Annotated in this window: 20 protein-coding genes; 9 read left to right on the top strand and 11 right to left on the bottom strand. The window is 38.6% G+C overall.

Annotated elements, in window-relative coordinates; translation table 11 throughout:
• Nucleotides 1–87 precede the first annotated feature (87 nt).
• Nucleotides 88–1,875: an aspartate--tRNA ligase gene (gene aspS, locus IQ244_RS02675; protein WP_193889556.1), complete on the top strand. Its 1,788-nt coding sequence runs from the start codon at nucleotides 88–90 to the stop codon at nucleotides 1,873–1,875.
• 24 nt (nucleotides 1,876–1,899) lie between these two features.
• Here the strand turns inward: aspS and IQ244_RS02670 are convergent, their stop codons facing one another.
• Together IQ244_RS02670 and IQ244_RS02665 are read right to left on the bottom strand one after the other, a co-directional pair.
• A complete protein-coding gene (locus IQ244_RS02670; protein ID WP_193889555.1) occupies nucleotides 1,900–2,286 on the bottom strand; it encodes a hypothetical protein in 387 nt (128 codons plus the stop codon).
• 83 nt (nucleotides 2,287–2,369) lie between these two features.
• A complete protein-coding gene (locus IQ244_RS02665) occupies nucleotides 2,370–2,525 on the bottom strand; it encodes a hypothetical protein (RefSeq protein ID WP_193889554.1) in 156 nt (51 codons plus the stop codon).
• A 110-nt stretch (nucleotides 2,526–2,635) separates the two neighbouring features.
• On the opposite strand from IQ244_RS02665, the gene IQ244_RS02660 reads away from it, so the two are divergent.
• Nucleotides 2,636–3,439 carry an SAM hydrolase/SAM-dependent halogenase family protein gene (locus IQ244_RS02660; protein WP_193889553.1) on the top strand — a complete coding sequence of 268 codons (804 nt, stop codon included), beginning with the start codon at nucleotides 2,636–2,638 and terminating at the stop codon, nucleotides 3,437–3,439.
• Nucleotides 3,440–3,545: 106 nt separating this feature from the next.
• Here the strand turns inward: IQ244_RS02660 and IQ244_RS02655 are convergent, their stop codons facing one another.
• From IQ244_RS02655 to IQ244_RS02645, 3 genes are all read right to left on the bottom strand, one after another.
• Nucleotides 3,546–4,502, bottom strand: a complete 957-nt coding sequence (locus IQ244_RS02655; RefSeq protein ID WP_193889552.1) for a serine/threonine protein kinase — start codon at nucleotides 4,500–4,502, stop codon at nucleotides 3,546–3,548.
• Between the two features lie 92 nt (nucleotides 4,503–4,594).
• A complete protein-coding gene (locus IQ244_RS02650; RefSeq protein WP_193889551.1) occupies nucleotides 4,595–4,984 on the bottom strand; it encodes a hypothetical protein in 390 nt (129 codons plus the stop codon).
• 41 nt (nucleotides 4,985–5,025) lie between these two features.
• A complete protein-coding gene (locus IQ244_RS02645; RefSeq protein ID WP_193889549.1) occupies nucleotides 5,026–5,676 on the bottom strand; it encodes a protein kinase domain-containing protein in 651 nt (216 codons plus the stop codon).
• Nucleotides 5,677–5,909: 233 nt separating this feature from the next.
• Here IQ244_RS02645 and IQ244_RS02640 point away from each other — a divergent pair, with 233 nt between their 5' ends.
• The 3 genes from IQ244_RS02640 to nadA all read left to right on the top strand — a co-directional run bounded on the left by IQ244_RS02640 (nucleotide 5,910) and on the right by nadA (nucleotide 8,329).
• Nucleotides 5,910–6,566, top strand: coding sequence for a DUF2301 domain-containing membrane protein (locus tag IQ244_RS02640; protein WP_193889547.1), 657 nt, complete (start codon nucleotides 5,910–5,912; stop codon nucleotides 6,564–6,566).
• A complete protein-coding gene (locus IQ244_RS02635) occupies nucleotides 6,566–7,216 on the top strand; it encodes an ElyC/SanA/YdcF family protein (RefSeq protein WP_193889545.1) in 651 nt (216 codons plus the stop codon). Before IQ244_RS02640 ends, IQ244_RS02635 begins: the two co-directional genes overlap by 1 nt.
• A gap of 138 nt (nucleotides 7,217–7,354) precedes the next feature.
• The gene (nadA, locus tag IQ244_RS02630) at nucleotides 7,355–8,329 is read left to right on the top strand and encodes a quinolinate synthase NadA (protein ID WP_193889543.1); all 975 of its coding nucleotides are present in this window, start codon (nucleotides 7,355–7,357) and stop codon (nucleotides 8,327–8,329) included.
• A 48-nt stretch (nucleotides 8,330–8,377) separates the two neighbouring features.
• Here nadA and IQ244_RS02625 read toward each other — a convergent pair whose 3' ends face one another.
• The 3 genes from IQ244_RS02625 to IQ244_RS02615 all read right to left on the bottom strand — a co-directional run bounded on the left by IQ244_RS02625 (nucleotide 8,378) and on the right by IQ244_RS02615 (nucleotide 10,521).
• The gene (locus IQ244_RS02625; RefSeq protein WP_193889541.1) at nucleotides 8,378–8,758 is read right to left on the bottom strand and encodes a DUF2358 domain-containing protein; all 381 of its coding nucleotides are present in this window, start codon (nucleotides 8,756–8,758) and stop codon (nucleotides 8,378–8,380) included.
• Between the two features lie 92 nt (nucleotides 8,759–8,850).
• Nucleotides 8,851–9,414: a hypothetical protein gene (locus tag IQ244_RS02620; protein ID WP_193889539.1), complete on the bottom strand. Its 564-nt coding sequence runs from the start codon at nucleotides 9,412–9,414 to the stop codon at nucleotides 8,851–8,853.
• Between the two features lie 87 nt (nucleotides 9,415–9,501).
• Nucleotides 9,502–10,521: an isopenicillin N synthase family dioxygenase gene (locus IQ244_RS02615; protein WP_193889537.1), complete on the bottom strand. Its 1,020-nt coding sequence runs from the start codon at nucleotides 10,519–10,521 to the stop codon at nucleotides 9,502–9,504.
• A 523-nt stretch (nucleotides 10,522–11,044) separates the two neighbouring features.
• On the opposite strand from IQ244_RS02615, the gene IQ244_RS02610 reads away from it, so the two are divergent.
• Nucleotides 11,045–11,545, top strand: coding sequence for a fatty acid hydroxylase (locus tag IQ244_RS02610; RefSeq protein ID WP_193889535.1), 501 nt, complete (start codon nucleotides 11,045–11,047; stop codon nucleotides 11,543–11,545).
• Nucleotides 11,546–11,732: 187 nt separating this feature from the next.
• Nucleotides 11,733–13,259 carry a lysine--tRNA ligase gene (gene lysS, locus IQ244_RS02605; protein ID WP_193889533.1) on the top strand — a complete coding sequence of 509 codons (1,527 nt, stop codon included), beginning with the start codon at nucleotides 11,733–11,735 and terminating at the stop codon, nucleotides 13,257–13,259.
• Between the two features lie 337 nt (nucleotides 13,260–13,596).
• Here the strand turns inward: lysS and IQ244_RS02600 are convergent, their stop codons facing one another.
• Nucleotides 13,597–14,313 (bottom strand): response regulator transcription factor, encoded by a 717-nt coding sequence (locus IQ244_RS02600; protein WP_193889531.1) that lies wholly within the window; start codon nucleotides 14,311–14,313, stop codon nucleotides 13,597–13,599.
• Nucleotides 14,314–14,848: 535 nt separating this feature from the next.
• Between IQ244_RS02600 and IQ244_RS02595 the strand changes: the two genes are divergently transcribed.
• Together IQ244_RS02595 and IQ244_RS02590 are read left to right on the top strand one after the other, a co-directional pair.
• Entirely contained in the window at nucleotides 14,849–17,227 is a 2,379-nt protein-coding gene (locus IQ244_RS02595) for an NACHT domain-containing protein (RefSeq protein WP_193889530.1), read from the top strand.
• Nucleotides 17,228–17,399: 172 nt separating this feature from the next.
• Entirely contained in the window at nucleotides 17,400–17,852 is a 453-nt protein-coding gene (locus IQ244_RS02590) for a rhodanese-like domain-containing protein (protein WP_193889529.1), read from the top strand.
• Nucleotides 17,853–18,239: 387 nt separating this feature from the next.
• Here IQ244_RS02590 and IQ244_RS02585 read toward each other — a convergent pair whose 3' ends face one another.
• Both IQ244_RS02585 and IQ244_RS02580 read right to left on the bottom strand, forming a co-directional pair.
• A complete protein-coding gene (locus IQ244_RS02585; RefSeq protein ID WP_193889528.1) occupies nucleotides 18,240–18,869 on the bottom strand; it encodes a ribonuclease H-like domain-containing protein in 630 nt (209 codons plus the stop codon).
• Nucleotides 18,870–18,944: 75 nt separating this feature from the next.
• Nucleotides 18,945–19,481, bottom strand: a complete 537-nt coding sequence (locus IQ244_RS02580) for a CAP domain-containing protein (protein WP_193889527.1) — start codon at nucleotides 19,479–19,481, stop codon at nucleotides 18,945–18,947.
• Nucleotides 19,482–19,639 lie beyond the last annotated feature (158 nt).

Raw genomic sequence — 19,639 nt, 5'->3', positions numbered from 1 at the left:
TCTTCTATTAGATACTATTGATGCTAGATAATGGGAAAGCTTTGACTTTTATTGACCCATCTAGCCCGGAAGAACAGATTAACTACTATGCGAACTCACTATTGCGGCGAACTCCGAAAAGAAGATATTGGAGAAACTGTTACCTTGTACGGATGGGTAGACCGTCGCCGCGATCATGGGGGCGTGATATTTTTAGATTTACGCGATCGCTCTGGCACAGTCCAAATTGTCAGCGATCCGCAACGCACCCCCAATTCTTACGAGCAAGCCAATGCTTTGCGGAATGAATACGTCGTCGAAATTACAGGTAGGGTAACGCAACGTCCCGAAGAATCCCTCAATACCCGCATTCCTACAGGTGAAGTGGAAATTTACGCGGATAAAATTTCCTTGTTAAATGCTGTCCGTAAGCAACTACCATTCCAGGTTTCCAGTGCTGACACCGAATCGGTACGGGAAGACTTAAGACTAAAATACCGTTATTTGGATTTACGGCGCGATCGCATGGCGCAAAATATGCAGCTGCGTCATCAAGTCGTCAAAGCGATGCGTCGCTATTTAGAAGATGGGGAAAATTTCATCGAAGTGGAAACCCCAGTTCTTACACGTTCTACTCCCGAAGGTGCGCGGGATTATGTTCTACCCAGTCGCGTCAACCCTGGCGAATGGTTTGCTTTACCTCAGTCACCGCAACTATTTAAACAAATCTTGATGGTATCTGGTATGGATAGATACTATCAGATTGCCCGTTGCTTCCGGGATGAAGATTTACGTGCCGACAGACAACCAGAGTTCACCCAATTAGACATGGAAATGAGTTTCATGTCTCAAGAAGAAATTATCGAACTCAACGAAAAATTAGTTTGTCAGATTTTCAAAACCGTTAAAGGGATTGAGTTAACCCATCCCTTCCCCCGTTTAACCTACGCCGAAGCGATGGAACGTTACGGTAGCGATAAACCCGACACTCGCTATGATTTAGAATTAGTCGATGTTTCCGATATCCTCAAAGACTCTGGTTTCAAAGTCTTTAAGGATGCTGTTGCTCATGGTGGTATTGTCAAAATTCTTCCCATCCCCAACGGTAACGACAAAATTTCTAACGTCCGTATTAAACCAGGTGGCGACATTTTCAGAGAAGCTAGTGAAGCCGGGGCAAAAGGTTTAGCTTACATTCGTGTCAGGGAAGATGGCGAAATTGATACCATCGGTGCAATTAAAGACAACCTCACCGCCGAACAAAAAGCCGAACTTCTCCGCCGCACAGGTGCAAAAGCCGGACATTTGTTATTGTTTGCTGCTGGTGATGTTGCGACTGTTAATAAAACGTTAGATAGATTACGGCAATTTACCGCCAGAGAATTTGGCTTAATCAATCCAGAAAAACTCAATTTGTTATGGATTGTTGATTTCCCGATGTTTGAGTGGAATGCTGACGAAAAGCGCCTGGAAGCATTACACCACCCCTTCACCGCACCCCATCCCGACGACATACACGACTTAAAAACCGCCCGCGCCCAAGCTTACGACTTGGTATTCAACGGCTTTGAAGTTGGCGGTGGTAGTCTGCGAATTTATCAACGGGAAATTCAAGAACAGGTGTTTGAAACCATTGGCTTGTCTCCAGAAGAAGCGCAAAGTAAATTTGGTTTCCTCTTAGAAGCTTTTGAATACGGTACACCGCCACATGGTGGTATCGCCTACGGTTTAGATCGTTTGGTGATGTTGCTGGCTGGGGAAGAATCTATCCGTGATGTCATTGCTTTTCCCAAGACACAACAAGCCCGTTGCTTGTTAACAGATGCACCTTCTGGGGTAGATGGGAAGCAATTGAAAGAATTGCACGTTGCTTCAACATACAAGCCAAAGTCATAACGAAGCCCAAGGGAGTAGAGAAAGTTAAAGTAAGCCTTTATTAATTAATTCTTCTTTAACTTTTCGATTTTTTTCATTATGCTCCCTTTGGTTTTTATCAATAGGTGAACTGTATTCTAAAGGAGGATTTAAACATTCTAAGTGTTTGATTTCTCCATTTTCATAAATTACAGTGTGACGGTCATTAGTCCTGCGGTGCATGGCGTAGAATTCAAGATATTCAAAATTATTTTCAATTCCAAAAATAAAATTTATTCTCCAACCAGCTTGAAAACTTGAACCTTTCTGACGCTCTTGTAAATTGTTTTCTGGTAAGGTGATTTGCCATCGAGCAAACCATTTATTAAATATATTTTGAATATTATCCATACATAACAGGGAGAGAGGGAAGACTGACAACTCAGCATTCAAAACTCAGTACTCAACAAAAAACCCGCCGAAGCGGGGATTTCCACACAACAAAACTATAAACAATCAACTCTTGCTTTCGGGATTTAGCCAAGGTATTTCATTTCTGCTTCTAGTTGGTTAATCAACCTTTCATCACCTTGAGATCTAGCTACTTCTAAGCGATGTTCTAGATTTTTTCTCAGGTTTTGTCTGTGGACTTCTTTGGTTTGTCTCACAGCTTGCAATCTATTTTGACTCATAGTGATTACCTCTTTAAGCTTTTTTATGTCTATTTCTCCTAACATAACATATATTTTGTAGCTGTTGCTACAGAAAATTATGTCTTTATATATATTTTAATAAATTTCCGATGTTAAAGAGTCAACTCAATCAAGCGTCACTCCTAACGTTACTCAGCGATTTTGGCGATCGCGATGTTTATGTTGGGGTGATGAAAGGTATAATTGCCCAAATCAACCCGCTGTTAAGGGTTGTAGACTTAACACACCAAATTCCACCACAAAATATTGCGGCTGCTAGATTTTGCCTAATGAATGCTTATCCCTACTTTCCCAATGGAACAGTACATATAGCCGTGGTTGATCCGGGAGTGGGTGGAAACCGGAGAGCGATCGCTGTAGAATTTGCAGGTGGGTTTTTAGTCGGCCCCGATAATGGCATATTTAGCGGTGTACTCAGTCAAACTCCCGCAGTCGCAGCCGTGGAACTGACAAACTCTGAATATTGGCGAACTCCCCAACCTAGCCGCACCTTTCACGGTAGAGATATTTTTGCACCAGTAGGAGCAAACCTAGCTAATGGTGTTCCCTTGAAATATCTGGGAAAAGAAATCAATCCTGCAACTTTATTACAGCTAGGTATGGGCAAATATCAAAAAACTAGCCGTGGTGTTTTGGGACATATTCAATATATAGATCACTTTGGTAACTTAATCAGCAATATTCCCGGCAATTATGCAGAAGGTAAAACTTGGCTAGTGCAAATTGCGGGATTGACAATACCAGGGGTTGAAACGTACAGTGATGGCGAAGTTGGCGCAGCTGTCGCCTTAGTTGGTAGTCATGGCTGGGTAGAAATTGCCATCAATGGCGGAAATGCACATTCACAGTTGCAGATCAACTGGCAAGATACTTTAGAAATTTTATTTTTGTAGATTTTCTAGAACATTTTGTTATGCGGAGTTTGTTGTTATGTATTCATTAATTTGTATTTGTTAATGAAATCAATCAGTATTCGCCACTATAATGCTACAAATAAAACTAGCGCATCACTGCAACTATGAACGATATTATCGTACGTATTGTAATACCTATAAAAATGAATATTACAAGTAATATAGCAATTTTATCAATAACTCTTTGAAGTTCTTTGTGCGAAGTATTCGTAAACTTATTAGTATTAGTAGGTTTACAGTTGAACAATTTAATCCAAGACTTTATTGATTTAGGGCGATGTTCTACAGTTAATTCCATCCCTTTCAAAATTGCAAAATTGATACCATAAGATATATGTTTATTTATATCATTTGGTGGGGTTAATGGAAGCTTGCAAGCTATTCTATCTAGAGAAGAGATAGGGGAAATTCCTGTTAATAAAAAATACAACGTTGCTGCTAAAGCATAAACATCGGTATACGGGCCTTGGCGTAAGTTCGTTGTATATTGCTCAGGTGGAGAATAGCCAATAGATAATCCTACACTGTTATCTGTAGTATTTGATATAAATTTGCGACTAATACCAAAGTCAACTAAAACGGCTTCTAATTTATTTGAACGCAAAATTATGTTGTGAGGTGTGACATCCCCATGCAACAATCCTTGCTGGTGAAGTGTTGATAAAGCATCTCCGATTTGGGTGATAATTTGCACTGCTTCAGTTTCAAGTAATGCCCCATTTTTAGTGACAATTGCATATAAATTTTCACCAGGAACATATTCCATAACTATGCAGGGAAAATCATCTACTTTGATAACTTCATAAAATTGGACAATATGAGGATGGCTACATCTAGCTAAAGCGGATGCTTCTTTTAAGAAATACTGCTGAAACTTCTCAAAATTAGGATCAAATTTTAATCTTTCATTTAAGGTTTTAATGACAACAAAATAACTTTGATACTTTTGAGCAAGATAAGTTGTACCAAAACCACCTACACCTAGTGTTTTGACTATTGTATATTTACCATCTTCTAAGTGTTGCCCAGCATCCCAAACCATAATCTTGTAACCATTGCGATTAATTTCAATAGAACAGTCTTAATTCACTTTCCTGCTATAACTATTTGTCTTTAGTTAGTAGCTTTGACTTTCTATGGACTTTTGCTAGGTGATGCAACAGGAGAAGAGGTAGTGCTAGGTTTAAAAATAGGTGCAATACCTCCTATTCCTTGGAGGAAACTCCCAACACTTCCTAGAATTAATGCAACTACTGTTAGTATAGCTATTTTTTTGTCAAGACCTAATCTATCCCAAGAGTTCCATAACTTTATCCAAAAGGATGTGTTCGGTGGATTTTGTGATGACGGTTCCAACAAATCTAACCATTTATGAATTGATTCTGGTCTATCATTAGCATTTATTGACATTCCTTGCCAAATTGCTGCATCTATATGAGAAGTAATATGATGATTTATTTCTCTCGATGGACGTAAGGGATCATTTTGTTTATTAACAATATTACCTATTCTATCTGTAGACAAATTTGGCTTTTCTTTTGTCAGTAAAAAATACAGTGTGGCTGCTAAGGAATAAATATCACTTCTAGGCGTTGGTATTTGCTTTTGTGTGAATAATTCATAGGGTAAAATTTTGCGTCATCATTCTTAAAATCAGGCAAAGTATGCTCTATTCTAATTCCGTTTATAAAACCAAAGCCAATTAAAACAGCGTCCCTACTATTATTCTGTATAATGACATTTTCTGGATTTACATTTAGGTGTAGTATTCCTTGAGAGTGAATCTCACTCAGTCCTCTAGCAATTTGCTTGATGTATTTTATTGCCTCATTTTCAGATAAAGGTGTTTGCACATAATCTTTTAGATTAGAGCCTTGGACAAATATAAATGGTATACACCACCACTGCTGGTTATATTCATCAGATGTTGAAAATGGTTGGGTTAAAGCCCTAACAATATGAAGATTTTGACATCGGTATAAAGTATTTCCTAATTCCTGAAACTTTCTTTCTATATCAATACTTGCCTCTGGTTTATTTTGCTTTAAGTCTTGAAAATCCGAACCATTTAATATTTTGATGACTACATTATGTTGATTCCCATCTACGGCAAGATAAGTGTTAATGAAATCATTCTTTTTCAAGGTTTGGACAACAGTATAGATGCTATTTAATGTCCTGCCAATCGGCCAAACATTCTGTGAAGTAGAAACCATAATCAGCCAAAAAATCTCTGTAAGATATTATACAGAGGTAGTTTATATCAAAACAATGGCCCTCAGCTAGAAGATTGCAAGATTTAGCAAATTTCAGTTATAAAATTTTATAAGTTATATTAATTCTTAAAATTACACAAGTTGAGATTACACAACAGACAACAAAGTGCGATCGCTCTCAGTGACACTTTTGTTAAGATGTTCTTGTCTTAGTTTAAATATTTTTGCTTACTATGACTACGCAAACTCTATCTCCATCACCAGTGTATCAAGGCCAATTTGGCGAATTTACCATTAATCAAAGCGATCGCACTGGTGTAATTATTTATCGCGCTGGGTTAATGGTAGCTGCACTTAGCTTTGCTGCGGGTACAGTTTTGGCATTGTTCTACAATAACCCAGCTACCATCCAAGCAATTACCCCTTTATATACCTGCTTTAGTTTAGCTCTCGGTGTCAGTTTGCTAACTATTCATATATACATGGTTACTCTGCACCGAATTTTACAAGTTTTTTGGTTAATTGGGAGTATTTCGGCGTTTATATTTGCTCATTTTGACAGTCAACCTTTTGCTTTGACTATCTACACAAACCCGGTGACTATTTTAGGTATAGGTTTCACTTTTGCCGCATTGACAGGTATTTATTTTAAAGAAGCATTTTGCTTTAACCGTTTAGAAACTAAAGCTTTAACTTTTACAGTTCCCATACTTTTGTTAGGACACCTTGTCGGAGTTTTACCAATTCAGTTAGAACAGGTTTTCTTAGGAGTTTGGGCAACTTTATTTTTAGTATTTGCTTTGCGGAAAACCTTCCAAGCAATTCCCGCAGATATTGGTGATAAATCTGTGTTTGCCTATTTAAAAGCCCAAGGTTCAGCTAAGGTTTAATGCGGTTAATTCAACGCCAAGAAATTTGGACACTTACGGCGCAGGGATGGTCTTTATTGTTAGCAGTTTCGGCTGCTGCAATATTTTTTATCATTCATAATTTGTACCCATTCCTGGCTGTAAATTCTCCAATTAAATCAGCCGATGTGTTAGTTATTGATGGCTGGATATCAGATTACGCTTTAGAACAAGCAGCCGCCGAATTTAAGACTGGTTCTTATCGCCAAATATTTACTATTGGCTCAAAAATAGAACAAGGATTTTATCTGTCTGAATACAAGAATTTTGCTGAAATTGCGGCTAGTACATTATCTAAATTAGGCGTACCCGAAGAGAAATTGATTGTTGTTCCTGCTATTAATGTAGTGAGGGATAGAACTAATGCTTCTGCTGTAGCATTATTGCAGTATATATCAGATAAAAATTTGCCGATAGAGTCAATTAATTTATTTACAACTGATGCTCATGCTCGTAGAAGCTGGTTGATATTTAAGAAGATATTTGCTCCCAAAATTCAAGTCGGGATTATTTCTGCCAAACCCCAAGATTATGAGCTGCAAAAATGGTGGAATTCTAGCCAAGGCGTGCGGGTAGTCATCAGTGAAGCGATCGCCTACGTTTATGCCAGATTGGTAAATTGGCAATTATAGTCAATAATTACATATCTTCTCCCCTATACCCTTACAGCCTCATATAGTCTTTAATCTTTTTGCCTCACATTTTTGGTAAAAACTACTATAATTGAATCCACAGGACAAAACATTTGCAACTGAAAGTAACTCCTAACTGTGTTTACAACTGCATTTGCACCAACAGACAAAACCCAACTGGGTGAACTACCACGCGATTTATTTGCGGCTATTGAGCATCTCAAACAGGAACTCAACGCGGTCATTTTAGCGCATTACTATCAAGAACCAGACATTCAAGATATTGCAGACTTTATTGGTGATTCATTACAACTAGCGAAAGCCGCAGCAGAGACAAATGCAGATGTAATTGTCTTTGCGGGTGTACATTTCATGGCTGAAACCGCCAAAATACTCAATCCTGATAAATTAGTACTGTTGCCTGATTTAGCGGCTGGTTGTTCTTTAGCCGATAGTTGTCCACCAAAAGAATTTGCGGCTTTTAAAGCAGCGCATCCCAATCATCTGGTGATTTCCTATATCAACTGCTCGGCTCAAATTAAAGCTATGAGCGATATTATCTGCACTAGTTCTAATGCGGTTAAAATTGTGCAGCAGATACCAAAAGACCAGCCGATTATTTTTGCGCCAGACCGGAATTTAGGGCGCTATGTAATGGAACAAACTGGTAGAGATTTGGTACTGTGGCAAGGTAGCTGCATTGTGCATGAAACCTTTTCGGAAAAGAAAATAGTCCAGTTAAAAATAGCACATCCCCAAGCCGAGGCGATCGCTCACCCAGAATGTGAAACTAGCGTTTTGCGCCACGCCAGCTACATTGGCTCGACAGCAGCTTTACTCAAATATTGTCAAACCAGCGCGTCTCAAGAATTTATTGTGGCGACAGAACCGGGAATCATTCACCAAATGCAAAAACTTGCTCCTAATAAGCAGTTTATTCCTGCGCCACCGACAAATAACTGTAACTGTAATGAGTGTCCTTTTATGCGCCTCAATACATTAGAAAAACTGTATTTAGCAATGAAAAACCGCGCTCCTGAAATTACTATGTCAGAGGATATTCGTCTGGCGGCGCTGCGTCCAATGCAACGAATGTTAGAAATGAGTGCTTAGTTAGTTTTGGATTTATTTTGGTAGAGATGCGATCGCATCTCTACTTTTTTACTGGGGAAAAAAATGCTGTTTGAGTACGTCTATCTGTGAACAATTCCAATAATCAATGTGAGAAATAATTAAATTATCAGCATTGAGCAGTAATTCACTCCAGCCAGAAATAGAAATGCGGGGCTTCCAAGGTAAGGGACTATTCCAACTTAGTGTCCACTCAGTTTTGATGGTGTCTCCTAAACGTTGAATGTTGTGCAAATCCATTTGGGGATTGAAGAAGAAAGTCTTGATAAATTTAATCATCCACTGATAAAGTTTGATCCCACGAAATTTAAAAACCTTGTCTTGGAAATAAACATTTTCAGCGTAAATTGAATATGTTTGATTTTCAGGAAATCTTTGATAGTCATCTTTGAGAATTTCGATAATATCCATAATCAATAAGCACTTTATTGTAATATTTGCTGTAGAGATAAGGCAGGAGACTAAATTCAGACTTTCAGACTTCACACTTCAGACTTCAGACTTCACACTTCATTCCAAAGCCGTTCTAGTTGATAGCGCCAAGTAGCTAATACTTGTTCTCTATCATCAACAGATTGATTAATTTCCCCCATTACGCCTTCGGCATAAAATCTATCTAAGTTTTGCATTGTGGCTTGTAGAGATTGTCCTTGCTGTTTTGCTGCTTGGATAATTTGGCGGAGGCGGTTTTCAATAAAGTGATTGAAGACATCATTTAAGCCAGTTTTATGTAGAGATAATAATCTGGCGATCGCATTTGCTAAATCTGCACTTGCTAATGTACCGCTGTTGTGGTGATATACTCCCCAAACTACCCCGTCATAGATGGCGTAGCGGGTTTCCTGAGTTTCATCAAAGTTAGCTTCTAAAAATTGTTTTAAAAATGTTTCAGCTTCTTGTAAAGGCACAATCGGCAATAACACTCGCAGCCAAGTTTGGTCTTCTGACAGCAACACTAACAGCCGAAAACTCGATGAGTCTATTTGCCAAGATCCAGGTGCGATCGCATTCACTGTTTCTGCACCAAATAATTCTGTCAGTGTTACCGCAATTTCTTCAGGTGTCATAGTCTAGATTGTAGCTTCACCATCTAGGGTAACGCTTTCATGTATTTTGGTTGTCATTTGTCATTTGTAAAGTTTCAACGGCTGGATTTACAAAACGGTACGCCGCAACTCTGGAAAAACTCTAGATACTTTACTCAGTACATAGTCACCGTAGGTTCCCTGAAAATTGTGAACACTGGCTTTATCCCAACGTTCTTGCCAATCTTCTTGTACTACCTGATCTAATTTAATTGGCTGAACTTCCACATCAAAGTTGGGATCAAAAAAGAAGGGAAAAGACAAGCGATCGCGTCCAGCAACATTCTGTACACGGTGCGGTGTAGATTTATATAGTCCGCCTGTCATGCGATCAAGCATATCGCCAATATTACAGACAAAGGAATTAGCTATAGGCGGTGCATCAATCCAGCATGACTTTGATTTGATTTGCAAGCCACCTAAGTTATCTTGCTTGAGAATTGTCAACACGCCGTAATCTGTGTGTTCCCCAACTCCCCATCTCATTTCGCCATTACTTGGTAATTCGTCCGGGGGGTAATTAAAAATACGAAATAAGATTAATGGATCACCAGTGTAGCGATCGCTAAAGTAAGATGCTTCTAATCCCAAGCTTAAGGCAATACCCCTCATCAAAATATGTCCAAGCTTGGTCATGGCTGTCATATACTCCAGCACTGTCTCACGAAATAGTGGCATATCAGGTGGAAAAAGATTTGTACCGTGCATCGGTGTACCAGCTTTTACCTGTGGGTGTTCTTCTCCCAATTCAGTACCAAAATAAATCCCCTCTTTTAAGTCAGGCTTACCTGATGTCAGTTCACCGCCGACGGGAAAGTAACCTCGCCATGCTTTTCCCCCTAAAGCCATAGGGATTTGCTGTTTGGTTGCTAAATCTTGGGCAAAAAATTCCCGGCTGAGATCCTCTAATCTTGCTTGCAAATCCTCATCTACACCATGTCCGACAATATAGAAAAACCCATATTCCCGACAGGCTTGACCAATTTGATCTGCGGTAAGATGGCGATCGCTACTTCCTGTCACTAAGGCACTGATATCGATAATCGGAATCTGCTGCTGTCCGTCATCTCCAATTTGTGTAATGTTCATAACTTGATTTTTGCTGTAATATTAGACACATCAAATTTTAGATATATCTTAGTTAAATCCAAATAAATCTGATATTTTTCACTTTACCGTACAAGTAATTTGTCCCTAGTTACACTGTATAAATAAATTCTGTAACTTCATAGTTTTTTACTGGCTAAATCTCCGCAAAATCCCGATTATTCACAGTTAATCTTTACTGAATAATCTTGCGGAAAATCTTAACCTAAATTTGTACTAATTTTAACTCATCCTTTGCTCATACTGTCTGTCTTCATCAGAAGATAATGGGGTAACAAAGCTAAAATACACTAAATATATCAACATTTAGTTGTATTTATCGAATTAATTTCAGACAGAAGTTAAATGGGAGATAATCATGCGGTTGAATCAATTAAAAATCGCACATTACTAAAACTTTCAAATACTGAAGTCTAGACCAATAAAATGACAAGATGCTGCACAGCATCAACCATCATCTTGAGATTTTTTGTGTGGATTTTTTGATTGAATGTGAGGAGTATAAATGTTTGAGGCTATCGTTGTTGCTTGGCTATTATTGTTTTTTGGTGATTTTTTATCGACATTTGTTTATCACATACCTGAGCATGTTTTTGGTAGCCTCCACTTGAGAACACATCACTCTTGGAAGAAAGACTTTCGCCACTATGCCATATTGACGTTAAATCTTCAGGTACTATTAGATGGTATTTTGGGAGCTTTGCCTTATTTAATTATGGCAGTTATTCTTTGGCCTTTTTCTCCCATTGGGGTGATTTCTGGATTGTTATTAGGTCAGTTTCATGTGTGGTGGAGACACGTTAGTATTTTAGGTTGGCAAACTCCAAATATCATCAATATTATTTGCCAATTTCTATTCATTACAACTCCCGAAAGACACTGGTTACACCATCATAAAACTAACCTGGGCTTTGGCGATATTTTTACTTTCTTTGAGCAACCTGCACAAGTTTGGCTGCGATGGTTGCGTCTTTTGAGAGTACGTCTGCGTTATTCGCGGATTTAATTAATTGCTTTATTGGTTTTTGTCCTCTGGGATTCCGTTGGCGATCGCATCTTACTCTTTCAAAACCCTTACACCCATTCTTCACAGACAATCTTGATGCGTAATTCCGGTTTGCCACTCGGAAAAATCTCTCACTGTCTACTTTTACAGCATCTATAATTAATCTTGCCCTATTTAGTTCGTTACCATGTCGGAAGAAGATATCCGTGCTGCAAGGCTGGAAAAAGTAGACCAGATTAAGCAGTTAGGCGGTAATCCATACGCCTATCGTTGGGAATCCACCCATCACGCCGCCCAATTGCAAGAAAAATTTGCTGATTTAGCCAGTGGTGAAGAAGTTGATTTAGAAGTGGCGATCGCCGGTCGGATTATGGCGCGGCGTGTTTTTGGTAAGTTGGCATTCTTCACTTTGCAAGACGAAACCGGCAACATACAGCTTTATCTGGAGAAAAATCGCATTCAAGAAAGCATGGCAGAAATTGATGCTGAAGCTTTCAACCACCTCAAGCAACTCACAGATGCAGGCGATATTCTGGGAGTTAAAGGCACGATTAAACGGACTGAAAAGGGCGAATTATCAGTCTACGTCAAACAATACACCATCCTCACAAAATCCCTACTGCCCCTACCCGACAAGTGGCATGGATTGACAGATGTTGCCAAACGCTACCGTCAGCGTTACGTTGACTTGATTGTTAACCCCGAAGTCCGGCAAACTTTTCGCCGTCGCGCCCAAATCACGGCGGGTATTCGCCGCTATTTAGAACAGCGAGATTTTCTCGAAATTGAAACACCTGTTTTGCAAAGTGAGGCTGGCGGTGCAGATGCGCGTCCCTTTGTCACCTACCACAACACTCTCGAAATGGAATTGTATCTGCGGATTGCCACAGAACTCCATCTCAAGCGGTTGATTGTTGGTGGCTTTGAAAAAGTGTTTGAATTGGGACGGATTTTCCGCAATGAAGGAATTTCCACCCGTCACAACCCAGAATTTACCTCTATCGAAGTTTACCAAGCCTACGCCGACTACAACGATATGATGGCGCTGACGGAAGGAATTATTACCACCGTCGCCCAAGATGTACTCGGCACATTGCAAATCACCTATCAAGGTGAAACCGTAGATTTAACACCACCTTGGCGGCGGGTGACAATGCACGATGTCGTCAAAGAAAGCACAGGCTTAGACTTTAATTCTTTCCCAAGTTTGGCAGAAGCCAAAGCCGTAGCTAAAAATGAGGGGATTCCTGGAGTAGATGAGACCCAATCAATTGGTAAGTTACTCAGTTTAGCTTTTGAAGAGAAGGTAGAGAAAAACTTAATTCAACCTACTTTTGTCATTGACTATCCCGTAGAAATTTCGCCACTCGCAAAACCTCACCGTTCTCAAGCTGGGTTGGTAGAACGATTCGAGTTATTTATTGTGGGACGGGAAACCGCTAACAGCTTCTCAGAATTAACAGATCCCATCGACCAACGAGAACGCCTAGAAGACCAAGCCGCCCGCAAAGCCGCTGGTGATTTAGAAGCCCAAGGCGTAGACGAAGATTTTCTCACCGCCTTGGAATATGGAATGCCACCTACAGGCGGTTTAGGTATTGGGATTGATCGGTTAGTCATGTTATTGACTGACTCTGCCAGTATTCGGGATGTCATCGCTTTCCCCTTACTCAAGCCAGAAAAATCAGAAGTATCCCCAGAAGCAGCAAGTTAACAAAATTTGCCAGTAAATCACTTAAAAACCTGTATGAACGTGAAATTTTGCGTTATTACAGGTTTTTTATTCATCATCAATCGACTTTCATATCATTTTCAACAATGATGAATACAGTTTATTCAAAGGAGATTTAAATTTGAAAAATTAAGGTGAGATAAGAGAATAATTATAGGTTGGGTAGAGCGATGTCTTCTCTACGAGACGATCCGCGAACGACTGGCTTTGCCTACGCAAAACCCAACAAAATATTGTGCTTGTTATGTTTTTCTTCCAACCAAACCACTAGCTACTAGCACACCTCGATCAATACAAATGATAAATGACTAACTTTTTCTTAAACAGTTGTTACTTCTGGCATTTCAAATTTATAACCGTAGCCGCGAACCGTCTTAATAAACTCAGGTACATTGTGATCAACTTCTAATTTCTTACGTAATTGACCAATGTGTACATCTACAACGCGTCCATCGCCTACATAGTCACAACCCCAAACTTTTTGGATGAGTTGCGAACGACTCCAAGCTTGACCAGGATGACTCGCTAAAAAATGTAAAATATTGAACTCTAATGCTGTTAAATTCAGTGGTTTGTCATTGAGTGTAACTTCTCTACCTTCTGGGTTAATTGCTAGTTGTTTGAATACCAAACGCTGTACAGGAGAAGGATTGATGCAACGGACACGTCGTAAAAGCGCTTGTACTCTGACTTCCACCTCTGCTAAACTAAACGGTTTAGTTATAAAGTCATCAGCACCCGCAGAAAGAATTTTAATTTTATCTTCTTCCGCATTTCTACTTGTCAGCATCATTACTAAGACATTATTCCGGCTCTGCATTTCTTCGCACAAATTGTAGCCGCTGATATCTGGCAAATTCCAATCTAAAATTACTAAAGCTGGATTAAATTGCTCAAACAAAGATAGAGCAGTTTTGCCATCCGCCGCCGACTCTATTTGATATTTTCGACTCAGAAAACGATAAATAAGATTACGGACACCAAAGTCATCATCTACAACAAGAATTTTGGGATTTGTAGCAGGAAGCATAACCATACAGTTCTAGCCTATTATTCATCTGGCAACTCGCAGTTGAGATAACTTTTTGACAATACGAGAAGCCACTCGAAAGAAGTTTGGATTACAAAAATTTTTTAAATTTTATTGACATTTACCTAAGTTGAGTACTTAGACATAAAACAGATGTTAGTCAGGCATTGGCACTATTCTACTGAGATACACTTAATTTTCTATTAAATTTCCGAAAAGTTCAGCTATCATAGTGCATACCGAATGTATGAGTTTTGTATGATTTTTGTATGTTTTAGAAAAGCACAGTATCATTTAATACTGCTAGATTCAAAATAAGTTAAATTTTTTGATTATTTTCCAAGAACAAATACCCGTCAGACAGAAAGTAAATTGCTCACCAAGCCAGCCTCAACTGATTGCAGGTAGAAATCTGGTAAGATAATTAACTCTCAACTTTCCCCAACTATTTGTTTAGGAGAAGTACAGCTATCTGTCCAGGGTGTGTCTACGTGCAGCTACATTCATCTATGTAACCAAGAACACTTTAAAAGCTGATTGTATGACAAGCCAAGGACTAAGAGCTTCCTTAGAAGGTATTAGAGCTGCAAAAACAGCTTTAACTGACAAAACTTTAAGCCAACATAAATTAGCAATAGCTTTAGGTATTACGCGTCAACCCGTATCTAAGTTTTTTGCAGGTGAGCCAGTTTCTCGCAGTTGCTTTGTCCAAATTTGTCAACATTTAGAATTATCTTGGCAAAAGATTGCTGGTCTACCAGAAGATATATCTTCAGATGCAACTGCTAAATCACATCCTAATAATAAAGATTTAACTATATTGGTGCAGGAAATACGTCAAAAGCGTCAAGACAAAATTCAAGACCAATGCGGTACCTTGCAAATGTTAGATATTGCTCAGATAGTTCCATTAGTTGATATCTATACTACCGTTTATGTCTTAAAAAATATGACTAGCCAACAATGGCTAGATATTGAGGATTTGTTAAAAAACTTTTGTTTTGCATCAGGCTTTAACCGACTGGGACAAAATCAGTTGAGCAAAAAAATTCATGGGTTAGAAGCAGCATCGCTTTACGCCAAATTAATGGTGTTGGGTAAACCAGGTGCAGGTAAAACAACTTTTTTAAAATACTTAGCGCTTCAGTGTAATAAAGGGGAATTACAACCGAATCATGTAGTTATTTTTATCAACCTCAAAGACTTTGCTGAAGACTTTAAAGGTAATAGTGATTTTAGTTTGTTGAAGTATATTAGCCAAGATTTTCTGAGTTGTGGGATTGAAGCAGAATCAACATTAAGTGTGTTAATTGAAGGAAAAGCGTTAATTTTATTGGATGGATTAGATGAAGTACAAGCAGAAAATATCGATCAGATTAATCAAGAAATTCGTCGCTTTTGTCAGAATTATTACAAAAATAAGTTTGTGATTAGCTGTCGAATAGCGGCTCAAAAGTATAAACTTTCGGGGTTTACAGAAATCGAAATTGCTGACTTTGATATGCAACAAGCCGAAGCTTTTGTAAAAAACTGGTTTGTAGCGGTTGCTCATAAGTCTAGGGAGGATGGGGAAGCTATCGGAAATTTATTTATTCATCAACTACATTTACCAAAAAATCAGCACCTGCGAGAATTAGCTATAACACCGATATTGCTACATTTAATTTGTTTATTCTTTCAAGCAAAATCTGAATTTACATTTAAGCCGGCTAAGTTATATGAGCAGGCATTAAATGTTTTGCTAAGTAGATGGGATGAAATCAGAGGTATTGAGAGGCATTCAATTGACTGGAATCTGAACTTAGCAAATGTAAAGAAGTTACTTGCTCAAATTGCTGCTGTTACTTTTGAGCAAGGGGATTATTTTTTTGAGCCAGAAAAAATACATTCGTTAATATCCCAGTATTTAATTCAATACAATTACTATTGTCCAAATAATTCAAAATTGATTCCAGATGAGGAAAAATTATTAAAATTACTTGAGCTAGAGTATGGTTTATTGGTGGAGCGATCGCAAGGAATTTATTCTTTCTCTCACCTGACTTTACAAGAATATCTAACAGCAAAAAATATTGTTTTAAATTACCAAGAACAGGCTGTAAATAAATTAATTAGTCATATCACTGATAAACGCTGGCAAAATGTTTTCTTACTAACTGTAAGTATCTTGCCAGATGCTGAAGAAATGATAATTTTAATGAAACAAGAAATAGATTTTTTAGTTGCTAATGACCAGAAAATCCAAGATTTTCTTTTATGGCTGCAACAAAAATCAAGCTCAGTTCCTACTCAATATAAACCAGGCGCTATTCGTGCTTTTTATATCGTTTGTGTTGGTCGTTCATTAGAGGTGTTTCTCAAAGGTAGTAATTTTCCTCAACACCAAGTATTCTGCCATTCATCTAGCTATGGTCTGGAGCGTGCTATGATTGGCAACTTAGCATTTAACCCAGACCTAGCTATTGATGAGTTTCTCACTAGTACTTTTGCCTGTGCTGGTGAATTAGAATTTGCCTGTAACTATATCTTGAATGATGGTATTGTTTTTGACTATGCTCATGCTTTAAATATTGCCTTTGATAAAGCTTTGAATTTAGTGGTTGAATCTAAGTTTAAGCAATTTCTCCAAAATCTGAAAAAACAATTGCCAAATGCACACAGTCATCACCATAAATTTCGTAAATGGTGGATAGAACATGGTAAATTCTGGAATGAAAACTTTAGAGAACTCTTAGTTAAATATCGCAATATTTGTCACGACTGGCAGTTTAGTAAACAGCAAATAGAATTAATTCAGCAATATTATATTGCTAATAAGTTACTGATAAATTGTCTAAATGTTGCCAATAATATTTCACCAGCAATTAGACAAGAAATTGAAGAAAAATTGTTATTAGCTATCGCCCAGATAAAAGAATAAATTATATGTATTTAGTAGGGAGTAAATCTTGAGTTGTTATTCTAGATTTAAACCCTAAAAAATTAATTAATATGCCATAAGAAAGACTTTCATAATATTCATACCAGAGAAAGAGCAATTAAACAGCTTAATCTCGTTAAATTGCTGTTAGCAAAGTCAGTTAAGGATATTTATGAATAATTTAGTAGGCGGTATTATTCCTCAACAGCCACCAATCGAGCCTGTATCTGAAGCTCATGTTCTTAAGTCTCGGTTGGAATGGGGCGAACCAGCTTTTACAATTTTAGATGTGCGCGATCGCCCCACATATAACGAAGGGCATATCATGGGAGCAATGCCCATGCCTATTGATGAATTAGCAGACCGCGCAGTACCATCTTTAGATAAAAGCCGTGATATTTATGTTTACGGCGGTAATGATGAAGAATCTGCTCAAGCTGCACAAGTTCTGCGTTCTGCTGGTTTTGAGCATATATCTCAACTTAAGGGTGGTCTAGGTGCATGGAAAGCGATCGGCGGCCCCACAGAAGGTATCGTTGAATCTAGAACTCCCGCAGGTGCAGATGACTATAATGTGGTTTCTCGTCTGAAAAACCACGCAGAAAATCAGCAAAAAGAAGTATAGGTTTTGGTCAATAGTCAATGGTCAATGGTATAAGCAGGTGACAGAGTTAAGAGACTTGTGCTGTCTAAGTTTGATCATTTACTGATACCTTAAGTACCTTGCCTCCTAATATGTCTATAGTGTACACAGAAATATTTGTGTAGTGCATCTGTTCCACCTCGGAATGAATTCCGAGTCTCATAGCGCAAGTCATCTGAAGATGACTCAACCAAAAATGTCTTCTAGTCCACGCTTTGTGGACTTTGGCTATGAGCCTGGAACTTTAGTTCTAGGCGGGATACGGTTTCAGACTGCAAATTTCCGACTTGTGTGTACACGGTAGCCTAATATGTAGACAAAGGTGCTAAGGTAGCTTTTACTGTGGACTTTTGACTATTGACTTTTAGTTTAATGCTCAAATAAATCTTTGAACTGTAATAAATCTAATGCAACGATTGTTGGTAGAACTTGAAAGCATTGTTGTGCAAGTTCCCAACGTTCTTCTCGTTGGAGCATTTCACGTAGTTTATCCTGGACATTAATTAAATAGCGGACATCATTGGCAGCATAACTTAATTGTGCTTCAGTTAAATTAGCCGCATTACCCCAATCAGAACTTTGGGCGCTTTTATCAAGTTCTACTTGTTCTAATTCTTGTACTACCTCTTTAAGTCCGTGACGGTTGGTGTAAGTCCGGGCTAATTTACTGGCAATTTTAGTACAAAAAACAGGCTGGACGTAAATCCCTAAGTTGTGGCGTAAAGTAGCAACGTCAAAACGAGCAAAGTGAAATATCTTCAGCACATTCTTTGCTTCGAGGAGTTGTTTTAAATTGGGTGATTCGGTTTGTCCTCTAGCGATGCGAATGGCTGTGACTTTACCATCCGAGTTGCACAGCTGCACGAGACACAAGCGATCGCGCTGTGGTAATAATCCCATAGTTTCTGTATCAACAGCGATCGCCTCGGCTTTTAAGTACTCACTGAGGGTAGAGTCATTAATATCGCGATCGCAAACCTGAAAATCTGGTAATGTCATGAATTACTCAACAATAAATGCAGTGTCTTCCACAAAAGAATACCCTTAGACACTACATAATTTCAGCCAGTAAATTTATCTAGTTAGAATAAAAATTTGCGTTAAGTAGACTTCGCCTTGCTGATTAGTCGCCACACCAACCCCAGTTAGGTTGTATTTACCCTTGATATTCTTTAAATGTCCAGGACTATCTAACCAACCAATCACAGCCTGACTAGCAGGATTGCTGTATCCCTGGTTCACTGCAACATTTTCGCCTGCACTATTGAAGCGAATTGAAGTACCCATGACACGCTTTTCAAATCCGTGATGGCTAAAAGGAACTTTCCCCTTAGCCATATTTTGACTGTGAATCCTGGCTTGTCGAGAGATATTGGCATTTAGAGTTAACTTGGGCAGTTTTTTAGCAGATCGATAGCGATTTATTTGTTCAAAAACTGATTTCTCTAATGCAGCCGTGTTAAAGGTAGTAGTTGATGAGGCCAACTGACTTGAAGCAAACTGCTGAGTTGTGTTGTTGGTAGACGAGTGGCTGGGAATTGGAGTGGTAATGAATCCACTAGCAAGGACAAGCGTACTTAAAGCGATGCCAAAAGCAGGTTGTCGAAACATGGAGAGTTACAAAATATAGATGATTAAGACCTATACTCTACCTTCGACTTCCGAGAATCTGTAACAGGATATTATTAAAAATTGCTCAATTTGGGAAATAGGGGCTAGTAGTCTGCAAAGGAAACTTTGCGTTGTGGTCAGCAGAGGAGCGGAGGGGC

Origin of the sequence: Nostoc sp. LEGE 06077 (assembly GCF_015207705.1) — a bacterium.
Taxonomy (GTDB): Bacteria; Cyanobacteriota; Cyanobacteriia; order Cyanobacteriales; family Nostocaceae; genus Nostoc_B.
The sequence above is the reverse complement of the archived record's forward strand: the minus strand, read 5'-3'. Positions and strand labels throughout refer to the sequence as shown.